Raw genomic sequence first — 26,191 nt, 5'->3', positions numbered from 1 at the left:
ATTGTCAAGGGAGGACTCTCCCGCATAATACGATACCGTATACAAACCTGCACTCTGGCCTGCTAATGCCTCTATATTGCTCTGCGTCAGATCGAAGGTTCCGAATTGTGATCCTTCTTCTTGACAAGTAAACTTATTACTCACTTCGCCTATTTCTACACTGGTTATCTCTATATCAAATTCTAAAATTGTAAAACAGTTTTCACTTAAATTATTTTCTATTCGTACATATATAACCTGACTGTTATTTAACGGATTGTAGTTTTCTGTATCAATAATTTCCCCTACTCCATCTTCTGCAGCTATTAGTGTTTCATAATAAGATATATTAAAAGCTTCTGAGTTATTCTCACCTTCAGAAATGACTACTGTATTTTGATTTAAATTTACCGTACTATCATCTACACCATTATCGCATCCGTAAATAGGTTGAGGCGAATTTAACTGACTTCCATCTAAAAAAGTTTCAATCATAAAACTGCTTGTCAAGTAACAATCTGGATTAGCATCATTTTGTATCCTTAAAAATATTTCTTGCAAGCTTGATGTACTCGCATAATTAGATGGAGTATTGATGGCTGATGATGTACCTAGATCTGCAGAAGCTTGGTCTTCATAGTAGATAACTGAATATTCATTGGGGTCTTGACCGTTGAGTACCGGACCTGTATTTTGTGTTAAATCAAATATTGCTATTTCATTAGGGGAACATTCTTGAAGATTAGCGGCAGCACCTATCTGGATTTCATTTAAACTGATTTCAAATTCACTGATTTCATAGCATTCGGGATGGTCTACATTTTCTATTCTTATATAGATGGTTTGGGAAGAACCCAATATTTCATATTCCTCTGTATCTGAAATAGGATCCTCCCCCAATTGTGCCCCTGCTTCGGTTTCATAATAGCTTATCATAAATTGTTCTCCGCTTTGGCCTCCCAATGCTAAAGGTGTGTTCTGGGTTAAATCGAATAAAATAGTTGATTGACCGGAATCACACAGTTCGATATCCTGCACTTCTATAATTTGTGGAGTTGCATAAGATTCTAATGTAATCTGAACAAAATCAAAACACTCTTCTAAACTTATGGCGAGAAAAACAGCATCATCACTGGTTATGTAAGCTGATGTATTATCAATAATATTTGTATTGTTATTTAAATCATTCTCAGTAGGGTAAAAAGTAGTAGTATATTGAGTTGGTAACCCTGATTCTATAATTGTCAAATCGTAAACCGCCATTCCGTTTACATCCTCACACGAGTTAAGCAAAGTATTTTCAGGTAATTGAATAGTATTTGTTAGATTTAATTCTTCGGTATAAACATTATTATCATCATCGGTTTCTGGCACCTCATTATCCGGATCTACAGATATATTTAAGATATAATCTGGTTCAGAAGGGTTGGGTGCAATTTCTGAAGGAATTGTAAAGGTTACTGTTTGATTTTCAGAACCGTCTATTGGGATTTCATTCTGGGTTGATAAAGGGTTTACTGATGTTATCTCTTCTCCATTCAAATAAATTTTTATTGGAGTATTTGCGGCCAATGCTTTCGTACTGTTCGTATTATAAACGGTAAACTGTACTTCCATCTCATCATTACCGCAAATTTCATCACCAGTAATATCATCAATTTCTACCGTCGCGTCCGGAAGTTCACTATTAATGACCATAGCTATATTATGTACGATAACGGCATCTTGACCTGTATGCAAATTAACTGTTGCATTAGTGTCTCCTATATTTATGTAATTTGAAATATCGTAAAAATCCAAATCCATACAATATACATTTGTTTCTCCTGTATAACTATTAGTTCCATTAAATGCATTATCCGATTCATTTAGGGAATTACTTAGAGCTATACCGTTGAAGTTAAGCTCTTCATTAATAGCCGTAGACACATCTCCTTCCCAAGCCAAAAATCCTATTTTAGCTCCCTCAGTATCAATAACTTCAAAATTAGATAACGAAATGTCTAAATCTGGATTATTTGAACTCACAAATTGAAACCCATCATAAATTCCTACTTGGTTATAATCTAGACTAGGATCTTCATAAACAATAATAATAGACCATCCACCAAAATTTAATCCATTGCTACAATTAGCTGTAAAACCATCCTGCAAATCAATATCCGAAAATGTATAAAGCCCATTCCCTGTAGACATTACTATATCCGTAACATTTGCAAAAGCTCCGAATACGTTATAATTGGCGGTGGTTTGAATAACTGCACTAAAATTTCTTTCTGATGTTATAGCTTCACCATTTAAGCTTACTTCAAAATCTCCAGTTCCAGCTCCTGCCCAATATAAATAGGCTGCTTCAACTGTTTGTCCGGGATTCAAACTCAAACTTGCACTTGAAGAAGTTAAAGGGGTGCAATTCATAAAAGAACCGTTCCATCCCATATTAAGTGTGTTACCTATAGCTGTAAAATCATATTTACCATTAAATTGTTGGTAAAGTGAGAAATCGTTATTATCTATTACTTCAACGGTAACTGAATCTTGGTATTGACATCCATTTTGTTCAGCAATTAAAGTAACGGTATAAGTTCCTGAACTATCATAAGTATAATTAACATTTAAACCATTCAAAACAACGTTATTCCCAAAATCCCAAGTATAAGTAATCTCTCCTTCCGAGGTATCCAATAAGGTTTCCTCTCCACTAAAAGAGAGTGTTTGCCCGTAATAAGTTTCATAAACCAAATTAGAATAAATTGAAGGTGTAATTCCGGTAATATCTATATCCGATTGAGAACAAAGAGGCAAACAAGAAATTTCTGCTTCCCAACCCGGTAAAGGTGATATTGATCCATCACCTATAAATTCAAAAGTTATACATCCAGAAGGATTATTACCTCCAGCAGTTACAGTTCCTGGACTGACTCCTCCAGTATACTCACCAATTAAAGGAGCATTTGTATTATCACCATCGTAGATGTATAAATAATCACCAGGGTTACTGGCCATTAAAAATAAAGAAAAATCTACTTGTATCCGTTGATCTCCATCTGCACAAATAGTTATTACCTGAGGGACCCCTCCATTATCGTTATACATGTTTGAAGCCCCCCCATTATCATAAAAATTACCAGAACATGTTTCTATATATTCTGTATCTCCTATTAAAATATCTTGAGCAAGAACAACTTCATTACATATAGTAAAAATAAGCACTAAAATTGATAAGTAATAATTTTTCATGATCCGTTGGTTTAAAAGCATTTACAACTATAACAATTAAATAACTGAAACACCTAATATTTTTTTTAATTTTTATAAAAAAACCGCCTAAGAAAAATTTCTTAGGCGGTTTTTTTGATGAATTACTGTTTTAAAACTACACTACTTTATTAATCACACACGTAATATACGCTATCTGTTCTTCATCTAATTCTGTATGCATAGGTAAAGAAATCACTTCTTTCACCAATTTATTGGTTACCTGAAACTTACTTTCTTCATAACGCTCATCAAGATAGGCTTTTTGAAGGTGAAGCGGAATAGGATAATAAATCCCAAAAGGTAAATTATTTTCTTGGAAGGTTTTTGCCAACTCATCACGCTTTCCATTAGTTACTCTAATGGTATATTGATGAAAAACATGAGTATCTTCTTCCCCTATAATTTTCGGAGTAATAATATTCTCATTGCTTTTTAGAGCTTCAGAATAAAGTTTGGCAGATTTTCTCCTTGCTGAATTATATTTATCTAACAACGGTAATTTAGCTTTTAATACCGCTGCCTGAAAACTATCTAATCTAGAATTCACCCCCACTACATCGTGATGATACCTTTCGTACATGCCATGATTCACAATCCCTCTAATGGTATGGGCTAACTCATCGTTATTGGTAAAAATTGCACCCCCGTCTCCATAAGCTCCTAAATTTTTAGAAGGAAAAAAAGAAGTTGCTCCAACATCACCCAAAGTTCCAGCTTTTTTAACCGTACCATCTTCAAAATGATAATTTGCTCCTATAGCCTGTGCATTATCTTCAATTACATAAAGGTTATGTTCTTTTGCAATTTTCAAGATTTCTTCCATGTTGGCCGGTTGGCCGTAAAGATGCACTGGAACAATCGCCTTTGTTTTGGGAGTTATCGCTGCTTTGATAGCTTCTACATTTATATTAAATGAATCTGCATCTACATCTACCAATACAGGGGTTAAATTTAAAAGGGCAATCACTTCTGCTGTAGCAGCAAAGGTAAAATCTGCAGTAATCACTTCGTCACCGGGCTTTAAGCCCAATCCCATCATAGCAATTTGCAAAGCATCGGTTCCGTTACCACACGGGATCACATGTTTTACGTCTAAATATTCTTCTAACTCCTTTTGAAATTGATGAACCTCAGGTCCATTAATAAAAGAGGTATTCTCTATAATATTCTGAATAGACGAATCTACTTGATCTTTAATTTCTTCATACTGACCTTTAAGGTCTACCATCTGAATTTTTTTCATCCTTTCAATTTTCTTGCTACGAAAATAAGAAATAAAGAAGCTATAGCCATTTATTTTTTGGCTAAAGCTTTATTTTAGCAAGAAATTTAATCCTGTTGAAGTTTATCTACGATTTTTTAATCCTTTTCACTGAAACAATAGCGCTTCCGCTAGTGGGGTTATTCAGTAAAAAATTGAAAAAATTTTCTAGCGGAAGAAAAACACTTTTCAAAGAATTAACCACTGCCAACCTAATTCATCAAAAAATTGTTTGGTTTCATGCGGCTTCTTTAGGAGAATATGAGCAGGGATTACCCATTATGCAAGAGATTTTAAAAGAGTATCCCGATTATAAACTTTTGGTTACTTTTTTCTCGCCTTCGGGTTACGAAGTAAAAAAGCATAATTCCATTGCAGATTACGTTTTTTATTTACCCTTGGACACCCCAAAAAATGCTAAAAAGTTTATTCAATTGGTTCAACCTGAACTAGCCGTATTTATTAAGTATGAAATCTGGCCTAATTTTCTAACTGAATTAAAACAACACCAAATCCCAAGCTTATTAATTTCAGGGGTCTTCCGAAGCAATCAAATTTATTTCAAAAGTTATGGTAAGTTTTTACTGAATGCAGTAAAAAGCTTCAACTATTTGTTTGTTCAAAACGAGGAGTCTTTACAAAGCTTAAAAGAGAATAAAGTTCACAATGCCATGGTAAGTGGCGACACCCGTTTTGATCGTGTTTTTCTTCAAACCAAAATGGACAACTCGCTTAGTTTCGTTCAAAATTTCAAAAACAATCTTCCTTGCATCGTTTTTGGTAGTACCTGGCCGGAAGGAGAAGAATATATTTCAACTTACATTAATGAGACTTCACATCGGGTTAAATATATTATCGCCCCACATCAAATACATTCCGAAAAAATAAATCAGCTCAAAAATAATATTCACAAAAAAGTGATTCTTTATTCTGAATTTAAAGATCAACATATAGATCTTAAAGAATATGATGTTTTACTTTTAGACACCATAGGTTTGCTCACCAAGGTTTATAGTGAAGCAACTATAGCTTACGTAGGTGGAGCTATAGGAACTACAGGATTACATAATATTTTAGAACCAGCTGTATTTGGAGCTCCTTTAATTATAGGTAATCATTTTGAAAAATTCCCAGAAGCCAAAATTTTACAAAAACTGGAAGGCTTAACTGCTATTTCAAATTATCGTGAATTTAAAAATGAATTGAACACCTTAGTTCAAAATGAATCATTCCGAACCAAAAAGGGGCAAATTTGTAAAGACTTCATATTAAGCAATACAGGAGCCACCAATAAGGTAATGAGCTATATATCAAGAGAAAAATTGCTCTAATTTTTAAGATTTCATCTACAAAATCATACTAAAATTAGAATTTTAATAAAAATTTATCATTCAATCTTATAGCACAAATGTTAAAATATATACTTTAGCCATTATTAACTATTGTATATAACTATGAAAAGAACTTTTTTAACACTAAGTTTTATATGCGGATTACTTGCTTTTACTTCTTGTAGGGAAGAAACAAAAACTAAAGAAGTCGTAAGGGAAGTTGAAGTAAAAGAGAAAAAAGAAGAAAAAGGCATTTTAGAACGTGCCGGAGAGAAAGTTGACAGTGAAGTCAATAAAGAGATTGACAAAAAAATAGATGAAATAGGAGACGATAACTAATCAATTATTAAAAATTAATTTAAAAACCAAAAATCATGAAGAAATCAGTTTTATTTTTAGTTATGTTATTCGCTTTTTCAACCACTTTCACTGCTTGTAGAAATACAGAAAAAGCAGAAAATGAAATGGAGCAGGAAGCCAATGAGATGGAAAACGATATGGAAGAAGCCGGTGATGATATGGAAGATGAAATGGACGACCTTGACGACGACGCAGATAGTGCCATGGATGATGTTAAAGAAGCAGCAGAAGATACGGGAGATGCTATCGAAAACGCCGCTAACGAAACCGGAGATGCTATCGAAAAAGGTGCAAAAGAAACAGGTGATGCTGTTAAAAAAGGAGCTCAAGAAGTAGAAGACGAAGTTGAAGGAAACGACGATATGTAATTCTAACTTTTAACTAGAAATAAAAAAACCTCTTCGAATTGAAGAGGTTTTTTTATGCCTGAAATTTACTATTGGTAAACTCTAATGTAATCTATATAAAACTGCTGCGGAAAAATGGAATCATCAACTTCAGGTCCTCCAAAATTCCCTCCTATTGCCATATTCAATAAAAAATAAAATGGATGGCGATATGGGTAAGTCTCATCATTTTTTTCTTTAGGTGAAAAGGTGTACACTTTTTTATCATCAATATAAAAAGTAATAGCGTCTTTATCCCAATCTATTTTATAAGTGTGGAAATCTGCTGTTAAATCCTCTACTCTTGTTTGCTTAGAATTAATAGTTTCTCCGTGACTGGCTGGCGTATGTAAAGAAGTATAAATAGTATCTGGTTTTCTACCTACAAACTCCATAATATCAATCTCACCAGATGCAGGCCAGCCTACTTCGCTAATATTATTACCCAACATCCAAATTGCCGGCCATAAGCCTTGACCTCCGGGAACTTTTGCCCTGATTTCGGCTGTACCGTACTTAAATTCAAACTTATCTTTAGAGTTTATCTTACCACTATAATAGTTATCACCCTCTTTATCGGCCGTAATGATGAGCATCCCATCTTTCACCTCAACACAATCTTTATGGTATATTTGGCGCTCATTATTTCCCCAGCCACAAAGGTTTGGACAACCATCACCTTCCTCGTAACTCCAATTCTCCATATTTAAATTATCTCCGGCAAAAGTTTCTTCCCAGATAAGTTTCCCATTTTGAGCAGAAGCAGAAAAAACAATTCCGCAGACTGCTAAAAGATTGATAATTAATTGTTTCATTTTCTATTTATATTGAAATTCTACTTGTTGAAGGTCTCTTGAATTGGGACCAATGAATAAATAAAATTTACCGGGGTCTGTGCCCCATTTTTTATCCCTTCCAAAGTAACTCAGCAATTCTTTATCAATCGTAAATTCTACTTTTTTAGACGCTCCCGGTTCTAGGTATATTTTCTCAAAACCCTTTAATTCTTTAATAGGTCTTGTAATACTAGCAAATAAATCCCTGATGTAAAGCTGAACCACTTCTTCTCCAGCCATTTTTCCGGTATTTTTAATTTCTATGGAAGCCTTAATTTCTTCGGAACCAGAAAAAGAATCACTGGAAAGCTGAATTTTTCCGTATTCAAAATTGGTATAGCTTAATCCAAAACCAAAAGGAAATAAAGCATCCCGATCGGCATCGGTATAATGTGAATAGGTTACTTCTGAATTTTCATTGGGTCTTCCCGTACTTTTCTGATTGTAATACAAAGGTTCTTGCCCTACATTTCTAGGGAAAGAAACCGGAAGCTTTCCTGAAGGATTGTATTTTCCGAATAAAACTTCTCCCACGGCATTCCCATGTTGTGAGCCTAAGAACCAAGTTTCTACAATAGCTGGAATATTTTGATCGCTCCAAGTTAAATCCATGGGTCTCCCGTTCATTAAAACCATCACTACGTTTTTATTCACTTTCTGAATTTCTTTCATCAGTTCATTTTGAACTCCTAAAAATCCAATATTGGTTTGGCTTCTTCCTTCACCAGATTGAAATGCATCTTCCCCTACTACTAAAATTACCAAATCTGAATTTTTAGCTAAATTTTTAGCTTCTTCAAAACCAGACTTGTCATTTTCATTGATGGTTAATGGAGAAAGAAAATTGCGCTCTCCGGTGCTTAGCTTTGCTCCTTCTGCATAGTTTATTTTTATTGAGGTTGGAGCGTGTTTTTTAATTCCTTCTAACACAGAAACCGCTGAATTTTGAATGGCTTGTGCCCGCCAGTTTCCTAAAGGAGAATCTTTATCGTTAGCCAAAGGCCCAATGACTGCTATAGATTTCACCTTATCTTGGATAGGAAGAATATTGTTTTCATTCTTCAATAGCACAATAGATTTCTTTGCAGCTTCTAGGGCTAATTGCTGATTTTTATTAGAATAAACTTCACTCTTTTCAAAAGATTCATTACAATACTTATAAGGATCATCAAAAAGTCCTAACCAAAATTTGACCCGTAGAATCCTTTTTACCGAATCATCGATTAAATCTTCAGAAATTTTTCCTTCTTCAACTAGAGAAATCAAAGAACTTTCATAAGCTCCGCCTTCCATATCCATATCGCTCCCTCCTTTTACAGCTAATAAAGCAGCCTCTTTTTTATTTCTTGCAATTCCGTGTGAAATCATTTCTGAAATAGAGCCCCAATCGGAAACGATAAAACCTTTCCAGTTCCAGTCTTCTTTTAACAAGTCCCGTTGCAAATAACTGCTTGAGGTGGCAGGAATACCATCGATCTCATTAAAAGAGTTCATGAAAGTGGCAACACCAGCATTTGCAGCGGCTTTAAATGGAGGTAAAATAATATTTTGTAATTCGTAAATACCAATATTTACGGTATTGTAATCCCTCCCGGCTTCTGCAAAACCATAGCCCGCAAAATGTTTGGCACAGGCAGCAATTGTTTTTGCACTGGCTAAATCTGATCCTTGAAAACCATTAATTCGTGCTACAGCAATTTTCGAGTTTAAAAAAGGATCTTCTCCGGCTCCTTCCATAATTCTACCCCAACGTGCATCACGGGAAACATCCATCATGGGAGCAAATGTCCAGTGAACCCCTGAAGCTGCAGTTTCCCTAGCGGCTGCAGCGGCTGTTTTTTCAGCTAAATCCATATCCCAGCTTGCAGTTTCACCTAATGGAACGGGAAACATAGTTTGATATCCATGAATAACATCATAACCAAAAATCAAAGGAATTTTCAACCTAGAATTTTCCATGATTAAACGCTGTGCTTCCCGTGTATTTTTTACGGAAACAACGTTTAGCATGGAGCCTACCAGTCCTTTTTTTAAGCGTTCTAGTTTTTTCTCGTTGGTAGTTCCTGTAGCTGGACCGGTAACATCCCAACTTCCGTTGTATTGAACCATTTGACCTACTTTTTCCTTAAGTGTCATTAAGGCCAGTACAGAATCTACTCTCTGCTCTATATTTTTTTCTTGTTGTGGCGACTTCTTAGATTGACTTGAAACCTTACAGGCATTCAAGCTTAGCATTAAACCCACAATGAGTACTAATAAATTTTTCTTCATCTGAAATTGAAAATGAAAAAGGCAGGCTAATTGAATTTCCTGCCTTTTTCTGCTATTAAAATATGAAAACAAATTTTACACTATTGATATACTCTTATGTAATCAATTTCCATCGCATCCTGTGTAAAGTTAGGATCTATATCTCCTCCTAAAGTTCCTCCCATTGCCACGTTAAGAATTAAGAAAAACTCGTGATCTACAAAGGGTGTGCCTTCCATATCGGTAAACTCATGAAAAGGTTCATCATCGACTAAGAAAACAATATGATCCTCGGTCCACTCCATAGAGTATTTATGGAATTCTGTAGCAACGTTTTCTACGAAAGTTCCTTGAGAAACTCCATTACCTCCAGAATTTTCAGGAAAATGTAGAGTTCCTAAAACTTCACCTAGGTTATTACCTACGTGTTCCATAATGTCGATTTCCCCACAGGTTGGCCAATCTACCGTATCAAAATTTTCCCCTAGCATCCAAATGGCAGGCCAAGTTCCTCCCGCTGACGGAAGTTTGGCTCTTACTTCAATTCTACCATACTGAAATTCAAACTTATCTTGTGTGGTAATTCTAGCAGAAGAGTAATTAAAGCCTTCTATTTCTTCAGCTATGACATTTATTTTTAAAGTACCATCGCTTACCTCAGTATTTTGATCTGTATAATATTGGACTTCACCGTTCCCCCAACCATTATTATTACCAATTTCGTAGTTCCAGAAATCTGTATCCAATGAACTTCCATCAAATTCTTGAGACCAAGCAGCTTCTTCAGGAGAATCTCCAGGGAATTCTGTTTCAAAATCGTTACCAGAATTACCTCCACCTCCAGCAGGATCTGTAGTAAATTTCAAGTACCAAGCCAGTTCTGAGTTTGATCCAGGGATAGCTCGGACGTACATATAATCATCCGAAATTTCAAGTATTTCGTAAGCGTTGGGTTCTATGTAATAAGCCATAAAACCACCATCTGCAATTATTATTTGTGTACCTGTCGTTTGATCTGCCGGCACACTTGAACTAGCAGCAGAAAGATTAACAGCTTTTTCTCCTGAAGTATCAAAACCTAAACATTGGTCTTGATCACCTCCGCCACCACCAACGCTAAGGAAATCTACATTAAAAAAAGTTGCTCCTTGATTGTCTTGAACGTATGTTATGTTTCCATTTTGTTCTGAAAATATCATAACATCATCATAAAAACATCCTTCACTTTCCTTTTCAAAAGGGGCTGCTGAATAATAATCCGGTGTTGCTGTATTCGCTGGACCTACTCCTAGATGTCCAGGTAAAGCTGCTGCTACATACCAAGTCTTACTTGCTCCGCCTGTTAAATAATTTTGTGTTTCTAGATCTTCAAAAGCGCTAAAAACAGTTACTGTAGTGGTTTTACTTGTACTACTTCCTCCAGGACCTTTAGCAATTACAGTTACGATATAATCATGAACCCCTGTGGATTTAAACCCATAGGTTACTTTACCATCAGAAACAATTTCTGACGTATTATCTCCATAAAAATATTCATAAGTAATAGCATTATCAGCCTGAGCATTAAACATCACCTCTCCACTCCCATCTCCATAAGGAAATTCTTCTGAGGTATTCAGAACAGTTGCTTCTAATGTTAAATTAGAGGGTGCTTCTACATCTCCAAACTCATATTCTTCTTCGCAACCGTAAAAACAAGTTGCCAGAATACAAAGCATTAAAATTGTTGAATTATATATTTTTTTCATAGTTATTAATTTTGCAATTCGATATCATCAAAATAATAGGTATTTCCCATTCCATTCTCTCCAAAATTCATAAATACAGTTACTATATCAATAGGTTCTGTTGTACTTATGCCTGAAAAATCAAAAGTTAATTCTTCCCATTGACTGGATCCACTTGTGGTAGTTTGAACTTCCATAAAATAATCGTTACCCTCTGCACTTGTTTCCAGTTTTAATAAAATGGGCGCATTTGCTATAGGAGACCATACTTTCATCTTCATTGTCTGAGATGATGAAAAATCTATTGCATTTTCAAGTATTATATTGGAACCCGCCCAAGTTTGCGAACCATTATCTTTAATCAGCTCTGTTACCTTATTTGATGTATTTCCATTCATATCGGGATTATCTACTACAGTAGAAGTCGCCCCTCCAAAATTCATCCAATTGTATTCTATACTTTCACTTTCAAAAGTTAATGGTAAATTAGGGAGAGAAACAGGTTGCTGATTTGCGTAAGAAATATCGTCGAAATAATAATCTAAACCTGTACCTATTGAACCAAAATCAAAGAAAAGTACCATTCGTTGATAGTTTTGATTTACATCTACTCCACTAAAATCAAATGTTATAGTTTGCCAAGCATTAGCTACGGTTGTAACTGCGTTTGCTTCTGCAAAAATCGCCCCATCTTGAGGGTCCTCAAATTTCAAGGTTACCGTTGTGTTAGCTTCAGGAGACCAAACTTTCATACTAATCGAAGTGTTTTGATTGAAATCTACGGGATTATCTAAATCCATAAATGCACCAGCATAGTCTAAAGAATTGTTTACTTTAAACATTTTAGCAACTGTTGCGCTAGGATTTGCATCACTCATATCTGGATTAGGCTCGATAGTTACCGGAGCTCCTCCAAATTCTGTCCAAGCATACGCACTCTGGCTCCCTTCAAAAGTAATTGGCAATTCTACAATTGTAGGACTTGCTAATTGAATATTATCAAAATAATAAGTTTCACCTGTACCAGAAGTATTGAAATTGAAAAATAAAGCAATGACCTCATATGTTATAGATTGATCTAGACCAGACAAATCAAAGACAATGGTTTCCCATTCGTTCGCTACTGTTGTAGTTGCTTGGAATTCAACAAAATTATCTGAATTATCACTATCTTCTATTTTAAATAGAATTGGTGTTCCTACAGTTGGCGAATAAACATCCATTGAAATAAAAGAAGTTGTACTGAAATCTATGGCTTCATTTAATGTCACAGAAGTTCCTGCCCAAGTTTCTGAACCTGCAACTTTTGTATAAGAAGCAACAGTTTCACTATTATTAACTTCACTTGGTGCCGGGTTACTCACTAAAGGTACTCCTGTAGCTTCTCCTCCTCCAAAATTGTAAAAAGTATAATCTACCGTTTCTGACTCAAAAGTAATTGGTAAAACTAGGGGATCTACTATCTCAATTTCCTCTGTATATGTGGTTGTTTCTTCACCTCCACTTAAGGCAATAACGGTAATGGTATAAGTTCCTATACTGCTATACTCGTAGCTTACCGTTTCACCTATCATCATAGGGGTTGCGGTTTCACCTTGTTCTTCGCCAAAATAAACTTCAAAAGCTGCTGCGTTAACTGCTTCTGCCGAAACATTTACTAAAAACGGATTACTCGCATCTTTTGTAATGGTCACTTCTAAATTTTCTGGAGCAGAAAAAGAGACAACTAAAGTTTGTGTCATTGAAGCGGTATCTCCTGCTAAATTCATCGCAGTAACGGTAACTTCATAAGTTCCTTCTTCATAAACGTGAGTACTATTATTTCCTGTGGAAATTTCTTCAGATACTTCACTTCCATCTCCATAATCTATAATAAAACTGTTAGCTCCTTCTCCAGAAGGATACATCGTTACCTCTCCTGAATTATCTTGTGTGATGGAAAAATCTACAGCGATATTCGTAGGTGCCCCAGTATTTAACTCCTCTAAACCTTCATCTTCTGTACAAGAGGCTATTACTATTAGTAATAAGCTATAAAATAAGTATTTAATATTTTTTTTCATAATCATTAAATTTTAATAACCTTCATTTTGTTTCCAGTTTCCATTTGAAAATTGAATTTCTTCTAATGGAATTGGAAAAACTTCATTTTTCCCTGCAGTAAAACCTTCAATATTCTCTGTGGCCCTTCCGGTTCTTACTAAATCGAAGAAACGATGACCCTCTCCCATCATTTCAGATCTTCTATCTGCATAAATATCGTCTAGTAAAGCATTTCCACTTGTACTTACGTCATCCAAACCTGCACGGTTTCTAACTTGATTTAAATAGTTTCGTGCTTGACCTTCGTCTAAATTACCTCTTACCATCGCCTCTGCAGCCATTAATAATACATCTGCATAACGAATTGCTCTATAATTATTAGGCTGTGTTAAATTTGCATCTCCTAAATTATCGTTTTGACGAGGTAAATACTTTCGGTTGTAGTAACCTGTATGACCTGTTTCTGGATCTTGATTTCCTATATTATAGGTAGCTCCTGTTTCTGCTGCCCAAGCTTCAATATCTAATACAGTCACATCTTTTCTGGCGTCTCCACCTTCAAAAGACTCATAAGCTTCTTGAGTTGGTAAGTTAAAACCATAGCCTGATGCAAATACGGGACCGCTATATCCTCTTATTCCACTAAAACCTACCATAACGTTTCCTTCACTACATTGCAGACACTCAAATCCGGCACCTTCTGTTCCTGTATATTGAACTTCAAAAACAGATTCTGGACTATTTTCTGCTAAATACTCGAAAAGGTTCTCATAATTTTCTCCTGCTTCAGTACCATATAAGTGATATTTCCCTGAACTGATGACTTCATTAAACTGTGAAGCTGCTTCTGAAAATTTTTCTTCATACAAGTATACTTTTCCTAATAAAGATTGAGCTGCTCCTTTTGCAACCCTGCCTATTTCCGGAGCATCTTCCGCTAAGTTATCCACAGCATACATTAAATCATTTTCAATATAAGTGTAAACTTCTTCTTTTGAAGCTCTAGGAAAAGTGGTTTCATCTCCTAACACAAATTGCCCTTCCGGTTTGATGGGAATTGGACCAAACCATTTTAATAATTCAAAATTAAAGTAAGCTCTTAAAAAACTTGCTTCGGCAATAATTTGCGCTTTTCCTTCAAAATCTATTTTATCTTTATTTTCAAGTATATATGATGCTCTTTGTACGCCTGCAAAATTCCAATCCCAAATATCATCTAAATTATCATTTATGGGAGTATGCTCCATTCTATCTACTTGTTGCCAACCTACTACATCGTTAGCACTTTCTCCTCCTGCGTGGGTGTTATCTGAGGCAATTTCTCCTAGAATTACATTCACATATGTAGATTGCAATATATCATAAGCACCAATTAACGCATTGTTATAATCATCTTCTGAGGCGAAATAAGTCTCTGAGTTAATTGTATATCGAGGATTAACATCTGTAAAATCGTCTGAGCATCCTAAAACAGCTAATGATGCTAAAACAATAGTTGCTATTTTTTTATTTATTTTTCTCATAGTTCTCTTTTTAGAATTGAATATTTACACCTATGGTATAGGTTCTTGGTAATGGGTAAAATCCATAATCGATACCTCCTCCAATTGGTTCTCCTGTGGAAGCGGTAGGATCATACCCCATATACTCTGTAAATGTGTAAACATTATCTACTTTACCATATATCCTGAATTTATCTAAGTAAGCTTTCTCGGTAAACTTCTTTGGTACGGTAAATCCTAAAGTAATTGTTTGAATTCTTAAGAAAGAGGCATCTTCTACAAAGAAATCTGAAAAAGCATTGTTTGAAGTTGACTCTACTGTTGCTCTTGGAACGGTATTACTAGTTCCTGGTCCAGTCCATCTATCTAATTTATATCTCAGTTTATTTACATTAGGTTGACTTCTCTCATAATTTCTAACCATTTCTTGTCCTAGGTTGGCAAATGAATAGGCTGAAAAATCAAAATTTTTATAGTTAAAAGAAAAGTTTAGCCCCATAGTTATATCTGGAATTGGATCACCAATATTGGTTCTATCATTTTCATCAATTACCCCATCTCCGTTTAAATCTACATAACGAATATCTCCTGGTTTTGCATTTGCTCCTAAGGCTTGCTGAGAAGGATGATTATCTACTTCATCTTGAGTTTGAAAAACACCATCTGTTCTATAACCATAGAAATATCCCATCGGGAAACCTTCTTGCATTCTAGCAGGAGCTGGCTGACCAACGCCAAATCCGCCTCCTTCAATATAACCAATACCATTATTCACCTTTGTTACCTCATTATTCAATAAGCTTATATTATAATTGATAGAAAAAGAGAAGTCTTCTGAAACATTATCATTATAGCCTAATGAAAATTCGTGACCTTCATTCACAACTTCCCCTGCATTAACAGTTGGCCCTGAAGCTCCTGGCGCACCAGTACCTAAAATACCAGAAACCCTTAAATTACTTATCAAAAGATTGTCTCTTCTATTTTTAAAATAATCATAAACAAAATTGAATTTATTATCTAAAAAATTTAAATCTAACCCAATATCAAGTTTTTTAGATTCTTCCCATTGAATGTTTGGGTTTGGTAATGCTCCTAAAGCATTTCCGTTTACTAAAGATTGGTCGGGACCAAGTACGTAAGTTGCTTCTCCATCTAAAAGAGACAAATACTTAAAGTCATCAATTAAATCACTTCCTAAAACCCCGTAACTACCTCTTATTTTTAATAAGTTGACGATATCACTATCATTTAACCAGCTTTCTTTAGACATTACCCAACCGGCAGTTACCGAAGGGAAATAGGCTACTTTGTTATTGGGCCCAAATCTAGTTGAAGAATCCCTTCTTAACATCGCAGAAACTAAGTATTTATCTCTAAAGCCATATTGAAGTCTACCAAAATAAGAAAGTCTTCTAAAGATAGATGCATACGAACTATTTGTTTGATTCTCTCCTATCCCATAAGCAGAACCTAAGTCTGCAAACTCCCAGCTATTGGCATTTACATCTGTTCTTGTTCCATATAAGCCTTCACTTTTTACTTCGTGAATGGTTGTACCTAATAAAAAAGTTACATCATGATCTTCAGCAAAAGTATTAGTATAGGTATTAAAAAGTTCGGCTGTATAATCATTTGTAAAAGATTTCCCCAAGGATACTGAACTATTTGGAGTAGTATAAATTTTTCCTGTACCATAATCATAAATAGGTGTAAAATCCCTATCTCTCGTGTTAGCTCTATTGAAACCAACTCTCCCTTTAAAGTTTAAATTCTTAGCATAGTCTATACTTGCTTGAACAGTTCCACTAAGACGATCTACTACACTGTTGTTATAGGTGTTTCGAGTTTGAGTAAGCGGATTGACAACTTCATTTCCTAAATTAATAGTTCCATCTAAATTATCTTGATCAGGAGAAATTACCGGAGCAATATTAGCTGCATTAAAAAGTACAGACCCTAAACTAAATGCATTAATATCTTTAACTTGAACGTTTGTATAAAATAATTTTGTGGATAAATTGATGTTATCAGTTAAATCTACATCCAAAGTCAACTTTGCTGTATTACGTTCAAAATTAGACTTTTCGGGAGCAACAATACCTTCTTGGTAAAAATTAGAAGCACCTAAGCTATAGCTTACTTTTTCTTCACCACCCCTAACTGAAAAGTTATGACTTCTAACCATTGACTGTTTAAAAACTTCATCCTGCCAATCGGTTTCATTTTCCAGATTATTTACGTTATTAAATGGAATATCCTGACCTGAATTAGCATAAGACTCATTTATATAAAGAGCATATTCTTTGGCGTTTAACACTGGCAGCTTTCTAGTAGTTTCTTGTACTCCGGTATAACCATCATAACTAACACGCATTTTTTGATTTTTTCTACCTTTCTTGGTGGTCACTAATATTACACCATTTGCTCCAGCAGTACCATAAATAGCAGCCTGTGCATCTTTTAGTACAGTTATATTCTCTATATCCTGTGGATTTAAATCTTGCAATCCTCCATTAAATATAAAACCATCTACTACAATTAAAGGAGAAGCATTTACATTGGTACCAACACCTCTAATTCTAATATTTGCATTAGAACCGGGAGACCCTCCATTAAAAGTAACATTTACCCCCGATGATGTTCCTTGTAAAGCTTGAGCAACATTCGCAGGTTTTAACTGTTCGATAGTTTCTTCCCCTACTGAACTAACCGCTCCGGTAACTTCATCTCTTTTCTGAGCTCCGTAACCAATTAACACCACCTCTTCCAATGCTTCGGAATCGGGTTTTAAAACTACATTGACGGTTGTTTGATTATTGGATACAGGAATTTCTTGTGGTTCAAAACCAACATAGGTGAATACCAATATGTCACCTCCTTTTAAATCCTGAATAGTATAGTTACCGTCAAAATCTGTAACTACACCTGTGTTTGTGTTTTTTACCAATACATTAACTCCCGGCATGGGCATTTGTGTTTCTGCTTCTGTCACGGTTCCTGAAACCGAAAACGTTTGAGCAAATGAGCAAACCGGAATTAGTAACAATAAAATTAGTAATAGCTTTTTATTCATTTGTTGTTGATTTGATTTGAAACTAATGTATTAAGAAAGTGTTAACCGCAAGTATAAATTACCTCAACAAAAAATATACATTAGCAATTATTTAGCTTTAAAATAGCGATAAATCAATTTTAAGCCTTTAAAAATTAGGAATTCTTAATATTTAAAAATTATGAAAATTTATTCTGATTTTCAACATATTAAGCGAATGTTGAGGTAATGTTGAGGTAAAATGAAGAGTTGTTGAGTGCTTAGAAAGTTAAAATATACTCCACTAAACCTTGTTCATGATCTAATTCCATCTTTTTACGCAAACGATATCGTTTAATCTCTACACTTCGTACTGAAATATTTAGCAACGGGGCTATTTCTTTAGAGCTTAAATTTAACCTTAAATACGCACAGAGTTTTAAATCGTTTGAGGTTAAGGTGGGATGCTTTTCTTTTACCGATTGTAGAAAATCTTTATCGGCATTATCAAAAGCTTCTTTGAATAATTTCCAGTTATCTTTTTCAGCAATATTTCTATTAATGATTTTTATTACTTCTTGTATGTCTCTTTTTGATTCCGAATTGGAAAGTTTATTTTTTAATTCAGATAAGAATTCATTTTTCTTAATGATATTCATCGTGGAAGCAGCTAGTTCTCTATTTTTAGATTCTACTTCCGTTTCCAATTGTTTATTTTGAAGGGTCACTATTTCTTGCTGTGCTGCAAGTTCTTGCATTTCTAGTTTCTTCTTATTTTTCTGAATAAGTTTTTCTTGCTGTTTTTTATAGTAATTGGTATAAACCCTATGGGTAAGAAAAAACAAAATCAATAGAAAAATAACATAAATTACAATAGCTGCGGTAGAAAGATACCATGGCTTTAAAACTTCAAAACTATATTTCTCTACATTAGACTCATCTTCTTTTAGTTTACCTTTCACTTCTAAAGTATATTCTCCGAACGGTAAATTTTCAAAATTTGCTTTCCCTGAAGTATTCCAAGCAGACCAAGTGTTGTTATATCCTTTTAATCGGTAACTATATTTAATGTCATTAATCAAATCGTATTGAGGTACACTAAAGGAAAAATTAATATAGTTATTCTTATAAGGCAGCTCTATTCCATCATTTTCTAGGAAAAGCCTCTTATAGTTATTTCCCTTACCTGAAAAGGATACTGAATTTATTTTTAAATCTGATAAGATTAATTTATTGAAAGGAATTTTAAACGTTACATATCCAAAATTAGAACCTACTAAATAGGTATTTTCATCTAAATACGAAATGTTCTCAAATCCAGTAGAAATTCCCCTTAAATTAATTGGAATAGGAATTTTCTCAATTTTTAGTTCATCTTGAAAAGCATCTTTGGTGATTTGAAAAAGATATTCTTCACCAAATGCCCACCAACTATTGCCTATCTTTTTAGAAATGCCCGTAATTCGGTTTTCATTTTTGAATAGCTTATTAAACTTTTCAGCTAAAACAAATTCATCCTTTTCGGTAGAATATTCATAAATATTTTTCGCAGTAGATACGTATAACTGATCATCAAATATAAATACAGTTAGCGCAGCTCCTTCATTAGTAAAGCTATAATTATTTAAGACCGAAACTTCACCAGTCAATGTATCTACTTTTGTTTTATATACCCCTTTATGATCATGCCCTACCCATACATTTTTATTTTTATCAATAACTATATTTCTAGAAGAGAGGTCATAATTATTCAATAGCTTAAAATCTTTGCCATCTTTGCTAAAGCTTAAACCATTATAATGACCTTGTAAAAACCCGTCATTAAATTCCTTGATTTGCCAAGTCCCAGAAAGGGAATAAACCTGTTCTACTTGACTAGGATTTTTCAATAAAAAAGTACCTTTATCATGCCCTATCAACAAATCTCCCTTTACTTTTTGAATACTCCATACCTGCCCGCTTGTATTGGGTACGAGCGTAAAACTTTTCTCATTTCCTTTTCGCACATAAAGTCCCTGATTAGTTCCTAAATACAACCATTCCCCTTCTTGGTAACTACAATAAACGGTACCAATGTCCCCAAATGTATCTGTGAATATTTTCACAGAACTGTTTAAATTCACTATACTTATTCCATTATCCAAACCTGTCCAAAGGTTTCCATCATCATCGCTAAATAAAGAAAGAACTGTATTATTTAGTAAATTGGGCTGTTTAATATGAGTTAGACTTCCATTTTCCAAGTTAAATAACTTCAATCCATCACCAATGGTACCTAAAGCAAGAATGTTTTTATTGATTAATTTAGCAACGAAAATACTTTCTCCTTCCAATTGTTTTATGGCTAGAGGATGATTTGCAACTAATGTAGAATCTTTCACAAGATAAATACCTTGGTTACGGCTAACTATATATTTCTCTGATTTGTATTCAAAATAATCAACAATCAACTGATTTTTTAATTCTGCGTAAGGAACTATAATTTTAGGTTCGTCACTACTAATTTCATAAAGCCCTTTTTCTGCTACCTGATAGTAAAGCTTTTGATGAAGTTTAAATAAATTAGTAATGGTATATTCCGAAGGAATCACAACCACCTTCCCCGTATTTAAGTTATAGCTATACAACCTCCGCAAACTTTGAAACACCACATAATTGGCTACTGTTTCAATATGCCAAAACTGCTCTCCATCTAAGAAAGGACTATCTACTAACTCGTTTAAACTTGTATAATTAAGCTCTCCTTTGTCATCTTCTTCCCAATACCCAAAATCCATATAAGAACCGGAAAAAATCTTTTTATCTATATATTTAACTGAGCGTAAAAAAGAACCATCAGGAAGTTGGTTTAATTTCCATTGTTCTCCATTAAAACTTAATAAACCTGAATTATTGGCTACATAAATATGATGATTTTCATCTTGGGTAATCATCCAGTTTTGATTACCGGCTTTGTAATCTTTGGCAGAATAATTAATAATAGGCGGTAGTTCCTGCCCATAAAAATTAAAGCATAAACCAAAGAAAAAAATTATATAAAGAAATCTCATACATTATAAAACTTGATGATAAATGTATTAATTTTACACTTAATATTTTTTAAAGCAAACTATTATGAAGAAATTATTCATTGCATTCTCTGCATTATCTTTAATCTTAGCGACTTCAGCTTGTAGAGAAACTACTAAAGAAAAAACTGAGGAAGCAGCAGAAGCAATTGGCGAAGACGTTGAAAACGCTGCAAAAAAAACCGGTGATGCCATTGAAAGAGGGGTTGAAAAAACTGGTGATGCCATTGAAAAAGGCGCAGATAAAGTAGAAAAAGCTGCCGAAAAAGCAGATAAGGAAGCAGAAGAAGAAATTCATGAAGAAATGCACGAAGATCACGGGCACGACCACTAAAATTTCTCTTACCCATCAATAATTAAGAAGCCGAATATTTTATTCGGCTTTTTTATTTTAAAAAAATACTGCTGCAAGCGGAACTAAAATCAATGCAATTAACATCGAAAGTAAAACCAACAATGCCGATTGTTTTTCATTTGATTTTAAAAAGGACGCAAAAACCGTAAGGTTGGCAGCAATAGGAAATAACGCCAATAAAATAAGCACCTTTGTTTCTTCGGCATTCAAGCCATTTACAAAATTGTACTCAATCCCTAGCAAAGCAGCCATAATTAAAACAGAACTCAACACTCTAACTCCTAAAACTTTCAAATAATAACTCCACCTCAGCATTTTGAAATCTACTTGTGCAATATTAATCCCAATAATGAGCATTCCGGCAACTGAAACGATAATCCCAAAAAAGCTAACTACCGGTTCTACTACAGTTGGGGTATGAAACCCAAAAATTTTCAGAATAACTGCCAATACAAAAACATATACAAAAGGAACCTTAAAAATTTCTTTTACCGAATGTTTTCTACTAAAACGCGTACGTGCTACTTGAAAGTAGCCTACAATATTTCCATATAAAGCTGAACCTATATAAATACAGATTAAAGTGGTGATAGCATGTTTCCCAAATAGCGAACTCACCACAGGAATACCAAAAAAAGCCACATTATAAAATGAAAAACCACTTTTTAAAAGACTCCTGCTTTCCCCTTTCCCAAAAGTTTTATGCACAATGATCGCAGGAAAAATCATAGCCAGTGAAAGAGTAAAAGAAATAATGGGTAGGATAGTTAGGTTTTCTACCGATGCTTCCAGGACGTGATTAATCACCAACACCGGCATAAAAAAGAAAAGCAAAGGTTTAGAAACTATATTCTTGGGAATTAAATTTTTTCGAGCTAAAAAATAACCTAAGGGAATGCATAACAAGTAAGGAATTAAAGTTTTGTATAAATCAATAAATACGGTCATTCATCTGTATTTTAAATAAAATATCTTTAGCAGCAATCATTGCGGTTTTTACATTAAACCAAACTGAATTCACATCTAAAAGCATCCCATTGTTAATATGTCCCAACGCATACATTGGTAAATCTTTTTGTGGGGTTACCACATGCATTGTTCGTTCATCTACATAAATCCCAGTTAATTTCATGAGTAAATTTTAAAAAACTTTGAAATTAGGTAAAGGCTCAAACCTTTTCAAATGTTTATTAAAACTTTTAGTTTTTGTTATTACTTCACTTTAAAGCATACAAGAAAATTGTATTTTTAGTATTTTTGAAGTTTTGCATAACTCCGGTTATAAATTAAATAGGTATGAAGAAGAAAATTACGATTAAAGAAATTGCCAAAATCTTAATGGTTTCGGTTTCTACTGTGTCGAAAGCAATGAATGACAGTCCGGAGATTAGCGAAAAAACCAAAAAGAAGGTTAAAGAACTAGCTAAATTTTACGGTTATACGCCCAATCACATTGCGGTGAGTTTAAAAAACCAATCTACTTTTAATATCGGAGTGATTATTCCAGATATACAAAACTCATTTTTAGCTGAAGTTTTAAAGAATATTGAAATCACTGCAAAGACAAAAGGCTACCGAATTATTACTTTTTTTACCGGTGAAAAATCGAAAGAAGAGAAAGAAAGTTTAAAGATTTTAGCCAATGGAATGGCCGAAGGTATTATTATGTGCCCTTCTGAAGAAACATTTGTTTTAAAAGAATTTGAACACATTAAAAATATTGCAGAAACCACTTCATTAGTGACCTTCGACCGACTTCATGAAGAATTAAATTACAATTCGGTTTCTGTAGATGACGACCAAAGTATTTTAAAAGCTTGTGCACATTTTCAAGAAACCCAAGCCAAAAATATTTTGTTTGTTTCCTCCATTGGTTGGCTTTCGGTAGGAAAAACCCGAAGAAAGACCTTTAATTCTTTTATAGAAAACCATACAAATATTGATGGTGAGGTGATTGAAGAGCACGAAATGGATGATTTACGCAAAAAAATTGAAGAGAGGATTACCAATAAAGAGCTTCCTAAAATTGATGCGATTCTTGGTGCCGATATAGAATCTACCCTTATCGCCAATGCTGCCATCAGTAAAACCAGTCTTAAGTATATTGATGAAATTTCGCTTATTGGTTACGTTAACAAGCGCCATAACGAATTACAATACCCGCAGATTTCTTACATTAATCAATTTCCTGAAAAAGTTGGAGAAAAAGCAGTTGAATTACTTATTAACAGTTTAAAGGATGATTCTTCTAAAATTAAAAAAGAAGTTATTAAAACCGAAATTGTAGTAAAAGACACTTCCAAATAAGCAATTTATGTGGAAAGCAGCTATAGAAGCTATTCAGCAAAACAACACAGAATGGCTTCATAAAAACCGCTTGATCTTTCAGCAGTTCTTTTTTCAGCAGAATCTAAAACCGCAGGGACAACTTTCTAAAGAGGCTTTAACACATCATTACCAAGGCAAGCTTTTCAAACTATTTCTAGCTGAAGATTATCAAGGTTTGGCCTTAGATTTACACCAAGGCGCAAAATGGATTGAAAATGCTTCTTTTCTAGACGGAAATTGGGGCTGGTTATTAGGTATTGGCGTTGGTGGCGCTTATTTTGCCGATTATTGCGATGAAGAAATTGCCCAGCAGTATTTTTCAGCTGAAAATGCCATAGTAGCGGGAAGTGGAAAACCTTGCGACCAAGCAAAACCTGCTGAAAACGGTTTTGAAATAACTGGAAATTGGAAATACTGTAGTGGCTCTGAACAAGCATCTTTTTTTACTGCCGTTACCTTAGTAGACAAAAAACCACAAGCCTTCATTATCCCAACTTCTTTGGCAAAAATCAAACAGGACTGGAATGCAATTGGCCTACCACTTACTTGTAGTCATTCTATTGAAGTAGAGAAAGCACTTATTCCAAAAAATTATTTTTTCGATTTATCACAACCGCCTAGAAAAAACAATTATCCTATTTCTACTTATTCCTTTTTGGGATTTGCAATGGCATGTTTTGCACCGGTAATTACAGGTATCACCAAAAGTCTTTTCCACGATGCTGAAAACTTTCTAACCACAAAAAAGGACGTTTGGCAAACCTACCAACCAGAACGTTTTCAGTTGATTTCAAAAAAGATAGAAAAAGTAAAAATTGAAATTGAAAAGCGTTCGGATACATTTTATCAAGTAGTCGAAAAAAGTTGGAACAGCCATCTTCAGCAAAAAAACACTTTGCAGGACGAACTCATGAATTCCGGTCAAAATTTAGCAGACTATTGTTATGCTGAAGCTTGTGCAATCATCCCACTTCTTGGGATGGATGCTATTGAAAAAACAGCCGAAATTCAAAAACAATTTCAGGATTTGCAGACGGCTTATCAACACATGATTTTTAGAAGTTTTAACCTCTAATTTTCACACTTCCTGTATTGTTTTTATCCCTATCTTTCAATTAAAATTTCAGGGGTTAATTATGAACGTAGAAATTCAAGGACACCGTGGCGATCGTGGCAATTTTCCAGAAAATACTATTCCGGCATTTTTGAGTGCTATAAAAAAAGGCGTAGATGTAATAGAAATGGATGTCGTTATCTCTAAAGATCATCAAGTCGTGGTTTCTCACGAACCTTTTATGTCTTCACTTTATATGCTTCAGCCTAACGGGGAACCTATTTCTAAAGAAAATGAAAAAGACTTCAACCTTTTTCAAATGAATTATGACAGCATAAAGCAATTTGATTCAGGTTCTAAAGGAAATAAAAAATTTCTGCAGCAAAAAAACATGAAAGCCTATAAGCCATTACTGACAGAAGTAATTGATACCGTTGAAGCTTTTATAAAAAAGGAAAAAATACCTGCTGTAAAATACAATATCGAAATTAAATCTGAAGCAAAAGAATATGGAAAGTCACAGCCATCACCCAAAGAATTTGTAGCATTAGTTACAGAAGTTTTGAAAAATAAACATGTACAGCATCGAGTAATTTTACAGTCTTTTGATGTGAACATTCTAGAAGAAATTCATCTCCATTTTTCAGATTTTAAACTTGCCTACTTGGTTGAAACGGGTAATTATGAACAAAACAAAAACCTTTTAAGTTTTCAACCAGATATTTACAGTCCTTTTTACCCACTTCTTTCTCACAAAAGTATGGTCGAGGAAATTCAGCAAGAAAACATCGCTGTAATTCCTTGGACGGTAAATAAAAAACAAGCCATTTTAAAGATGCTTGATTTTAAGGTGAATGGAATTATTACAGATTATCCCGAACGGGCTATTACTTCTTTAAAATCGCATAAATAGCAAGACTAATCCATTTTCCGTTTTTCTTTTCACAATCAACCATCGTACCTTCATGGATAAATCCGGTTTTTGCCATGGCCTTACGGCACTTTGTATTATTGCTTTCTACAAAACCTTCAATCCGATGAAGGTTTAGTTTTTCAAATCCGTAATCCACAATCTTTGGCATTATTTCTTGTAAAATACCTCTTCCCCAATGTTCGGGTAACAGCCACAAACCAATTTCTGCTTTTTGATGCTCTTCAATTAAATCATTTAATCCACCAGCTCCTAAGAATTCATCAGAGGTTACATCACAGATGGCAAACCACTTTCCGCTACCGGAAACTTCCAAATTACGAAACCATTTCATTTGTTCTTTTGTTTCTTCCAAAGAAGAATAACTAATTCCGTAGTTTTCAATTACGGCAGGATTAGAAAGCCCTTGGTAAACACTTTCAAGGTCGCTTTCTTCAATATTTCGTAAGTAATAGTTATTGGTGAAAATTTTATCCTGTTCCATC

At 34.2% G+C, this 26,191-nt stretch carries 19 protein-coding genes; 7 read left to right on the top strand and 12 right to left on the bottom strand.

Annotated elements, in window-relative coordinates; genetic code table 11:
* On the bottom strand, nucleotides 1-3,219 hold a 3,219-nt coding region (locus FVB9532_RS05455), incomplete at its 3' end, for an FIDD domain-containing protein (RefSeq protein ID WP_194716489.1).
* Nucleotides 3,220-3,355: 136 nt separating this feature from the next.
* A complete protein-coding gene (locus FVB9532_RS05450; RefSeq protein WP_150544189.1) occupies nucleotides 3,356-4,483 on the bottom strand; it encodes a DegT/DnrJ/EryC1/StrS family aminotransferase in 1,128 nt (375 codons plus the stop codon).
* A 173-nt stretch (nucleotides 4,484-4,656) separates the two neighbouring features.
* On the opposite strand from FVB9532_RS05450, the gene FVB9532_RS05445 reads away from it, so the two are divergent.
* From FVB9532_RS05445 to FVB9532_RS05435, 3 genes are all read left to right on the top strand, one after another.
* Nucleotides 4,657-5,832, top strand: coding sequence for a 3-deoxy-D-manno-octulosonic acid transferase (locus FVB9532_RS05445; RefSeq protein ID WP_228482255.1), 1,176 nt, complete (start codon nucleotides 4,657-4,659; stop codon nucleotides 5,830-5,832).
* A 123-nt stretch (nucleotides 5,833-5,955) separates the two neighbouring features.
* Nucleotides 5,956-6,171, top strand: a complete 216-nt coding sequence (locus FVB9532_RS05440) for a hypothetical protein (protein ID WP_150544187.1) — start codon at nucleotides 5,956-5,958, stop codon at nucleotides 6,169-6,171.
* A gap of 35 nt (nucleotides 6,172-6,206) precedes the next feature.
* Nucleotides 6,207-6,560, top strand: a complete 354-nt coding sequence (locus tag FVB9532_RS05435) for a hypothetical protein (RefSeq protein WP_150544186.1) — start codon at nucleotides 6,207-6,209, stop codon at nucleotides 6,558-6,560.
* 68 nt (nucleotides 6,561-6,628) lie between these two features.
* Here FVB9532_RS05435 and FVB9532_RS05430 read toward each other — a convergent pair whose 3' ends face one another.
* The 7 genes from FVB9532_RS05430 to FVB9532_RS05400 form a co-directional block, all read right to left on the bottom strand.
* Entirely contained in the window at nucleotides 6,629-7,393 is a 765-nt protein-coding gene (locus tag FVB9532_RS05430; protein WP_150544185.1) for a glycoside hydrolase family 16 protein, read from the bottom strand.
* Nucleotides 7,394-7,396: 3 nt separating this feature from the next.
* Nucleotides 7,397-9,685: a beta-glucosidase BglX gene (gene bglX, locus FVB9532_RS05425; RefSeq protein WP_150544184.1), complete on the bottom strand. Its 2,289-nt coding sequence runs from the start codon at nucleotides 9,683-9,685 to the stop codon at nucleotides 7,397-7,399.
* A gap of 80 nt (nucleotides 9,686-9,765) precedes the next feature.
* Nucleotides 9,766-11,412: a glycoside hydrolase family 16 protein gene (locus FVB9532_RS05420; RefSeq protein ID WP_150544183.1), complete on the bottom strand. Its 1,647-nt coding sequence runs from the start codon at nucleotides 11,410-11,412 to the stop codon at nucleotides 9,766-9,768.
* Nucleotides 11,413-11,417: 5 nt separating this feature from the next.
* Nucleotides 11,418-13,454, bottom strand: coding sequence for a hypothetical protein (locus tag FVB9532_RS05415; RefSeq protein ID WP_150544182.1), 2,037 nt, complete (start codon nucleotides 13,452-13,454; stop codon nucleotides 11,418-11,420).
* 12 nt (nucleotides 13,455-13,466) lie between these two features.
* A complete protein-coding gene (locus tag FVB9532_RS05410; protein WP_150544181.1) occupies nucleotides 13,467-14,957 on the bottom strand; it encodes a RagB/SusD family nutrient uptake outer membrane protein in 1,491 nt (496 codons plus the stop codon).
* A gap of 10 nt (nucleotides 14,958-14,967) precedes the next feature.
* Nucleotides 14,968-18,012 carry a SusC/RagA family TonB-linked outer membrane protein gene (locus FVB9532_RS05405; protein ID WP_150544180.1) on the bottom strand — a complete coding sequence of 1,015 codons (3,045 nt, stop codon included), beginning with the start codon at nucleotides 18,010-18,012 and terminating at the stop codon, nucleotides 14,968-14,970.
* Between the two features lie 239 nt (nucleotides 18,013-18,251).
* The gene (locus FVB9532_RS05400; RefSeq protein WP_150544179.1) at nucleotides 18,252-21,020 is read right to left on the bottom strand and encodes a helix-turn-helix and ligand-binding sensor domain-containing protein; all 2,769 of its coding nucleotides are present in this window, start codon (nucleotides 21,018-21,020) and stop codon (nucleotides 18,252-18,254) included.
* Between the two features lie 64 nt (nucleotides 21,021-21,084).
* Between FVB9532_RS05400 and FVB9532_RS05395 the strand changes: the two genes are divergently transcribed.
* Nucleotides 21,085-21,372, top strand: coding sequence for a hypothetical protein (locus tag FVB9532_RS05395; protein WP_194716488.1), 288 nt, complete (start codon nucleotides 21,085-21,087; stop codon nucleotides 21,370-21,372).
* A gap of 57 nt (nucleotides 21,373-21,429) precedes the next feature.
* On the opposite strand, the gene FVB9532_RS05390 is transcribed toward FVB9532_RS05395, so the two are convergent.
* On the bottom strand, nucleotides 21,430-22,341 hold the full coding sequence (locus FVB9532_RS05390; protein WP_150544178.1) for an AEC family transporter: 912 nt from the start codon (nucleotides 22,339-22,341) through the stop codon (nucleotides 21,430-21,432).
* Entirely contained in the window at nucleotides 22,325-22,525 is a 201-nt protein-coding gene (locus tag FVB9532_RS05385) for a hypothetical protein (protein ID WP_150544177.1), read from the bottom strand. The genes FVB9532_RS05390 and FVB9532_RS05385 overlap by 17 nt, the downstream gene beginning before the upstream one ends.
* 164 nt (nucleotides 22,526-22,689) lie before the next feature.
* Here FVB9532_RS05385 and FVB9532_RS05380 point away from each other — a divergent pair, with 164 nt between their 5' ends.
* The 3 genes from FVB9532_RS05380 to FVB9532_RS05370 all read left to right on the top strand — a co-directional run bounded on the left by FVB9532_RS05380 (nucleotide 22,690) and on the right by FVB9532_RS05370 (nucleotide 25,688).
* Nucleotides 22,690-23,700 (top strand): LacI family DNA-binding transcriptional regulator, encoded by a 1,011-nt coding sequence (locus FVB9532_RS05380; protein ID WP_150544176.1) that lies wholly within the window; start codon nucleotides 22,690-22,692, stop codon nucleotides 23,698-23,700.
* A 7-nt stretch (nucleotides 23,701-23,707) separates the two neighbouring features.
* Complete coding sequence (locus FVB9532_RS05375; protein WP_150544175.1) at nucleotides 23,708-24,796, top strand: acyl-CoA dehydrogenase family protein; 1,089 nt, start codon at nucleotides 23,708-23,710, stop codon at nucleotides 24,794-24,796.
* Between the two features lie 61 nt (nucleotides 24,797-24,857).
* Nucleotides 24,858-25,688: a glycerophosphodiester phosphodiesterase family protein gene (locus tag FVB9532_RS05370; RefSeq protein ID WP_150544174.1), complete on the top strand. Its 831-nt coding sequence runs from the start codon at nucleotides 24,858-24,860 to the stop codon at nucleotides 25,686-25,688.
* On the opposite strand, the gene FVB9532_RS05365 is transcribed toward FVB9532_RS05370, so the two are convergent.
* The gene (locus FVB9532_RS05365; protein ID WP_150544173.1) at nucleotides 25,663-26,190 is read right to left on the bottom strand and encodes a GNAT family N-acetyltransferase; all 528 of its coding nucleotides are present in this window, start codon (nucleotides 26,188-26,190) and stop codon (nucleotides 25,663-25,665) included. The two genes, FVB9532_RS05370 and FVB9532_RS05365, sit on opposite strands and share 26 nt — an antisense overlap.
* Between the last annotated feature and the right edge of the window lies 1 nt (nucleotide 26,191).

It is taken from the genome of Mesonia oceanica, assembly GCF_902499555.1.
GTDB lineage: Bacteria > Bacteroidota > Bacteroidia > Flavobacteriales > Flavobacteriaceae > Mesonia > Mesonia oceanica.
The sequence above is the reverse complement of the archived record's forward strand: the minus strand, read 5'-3'. Positions and strand labels throughout refer to the sequence as shown.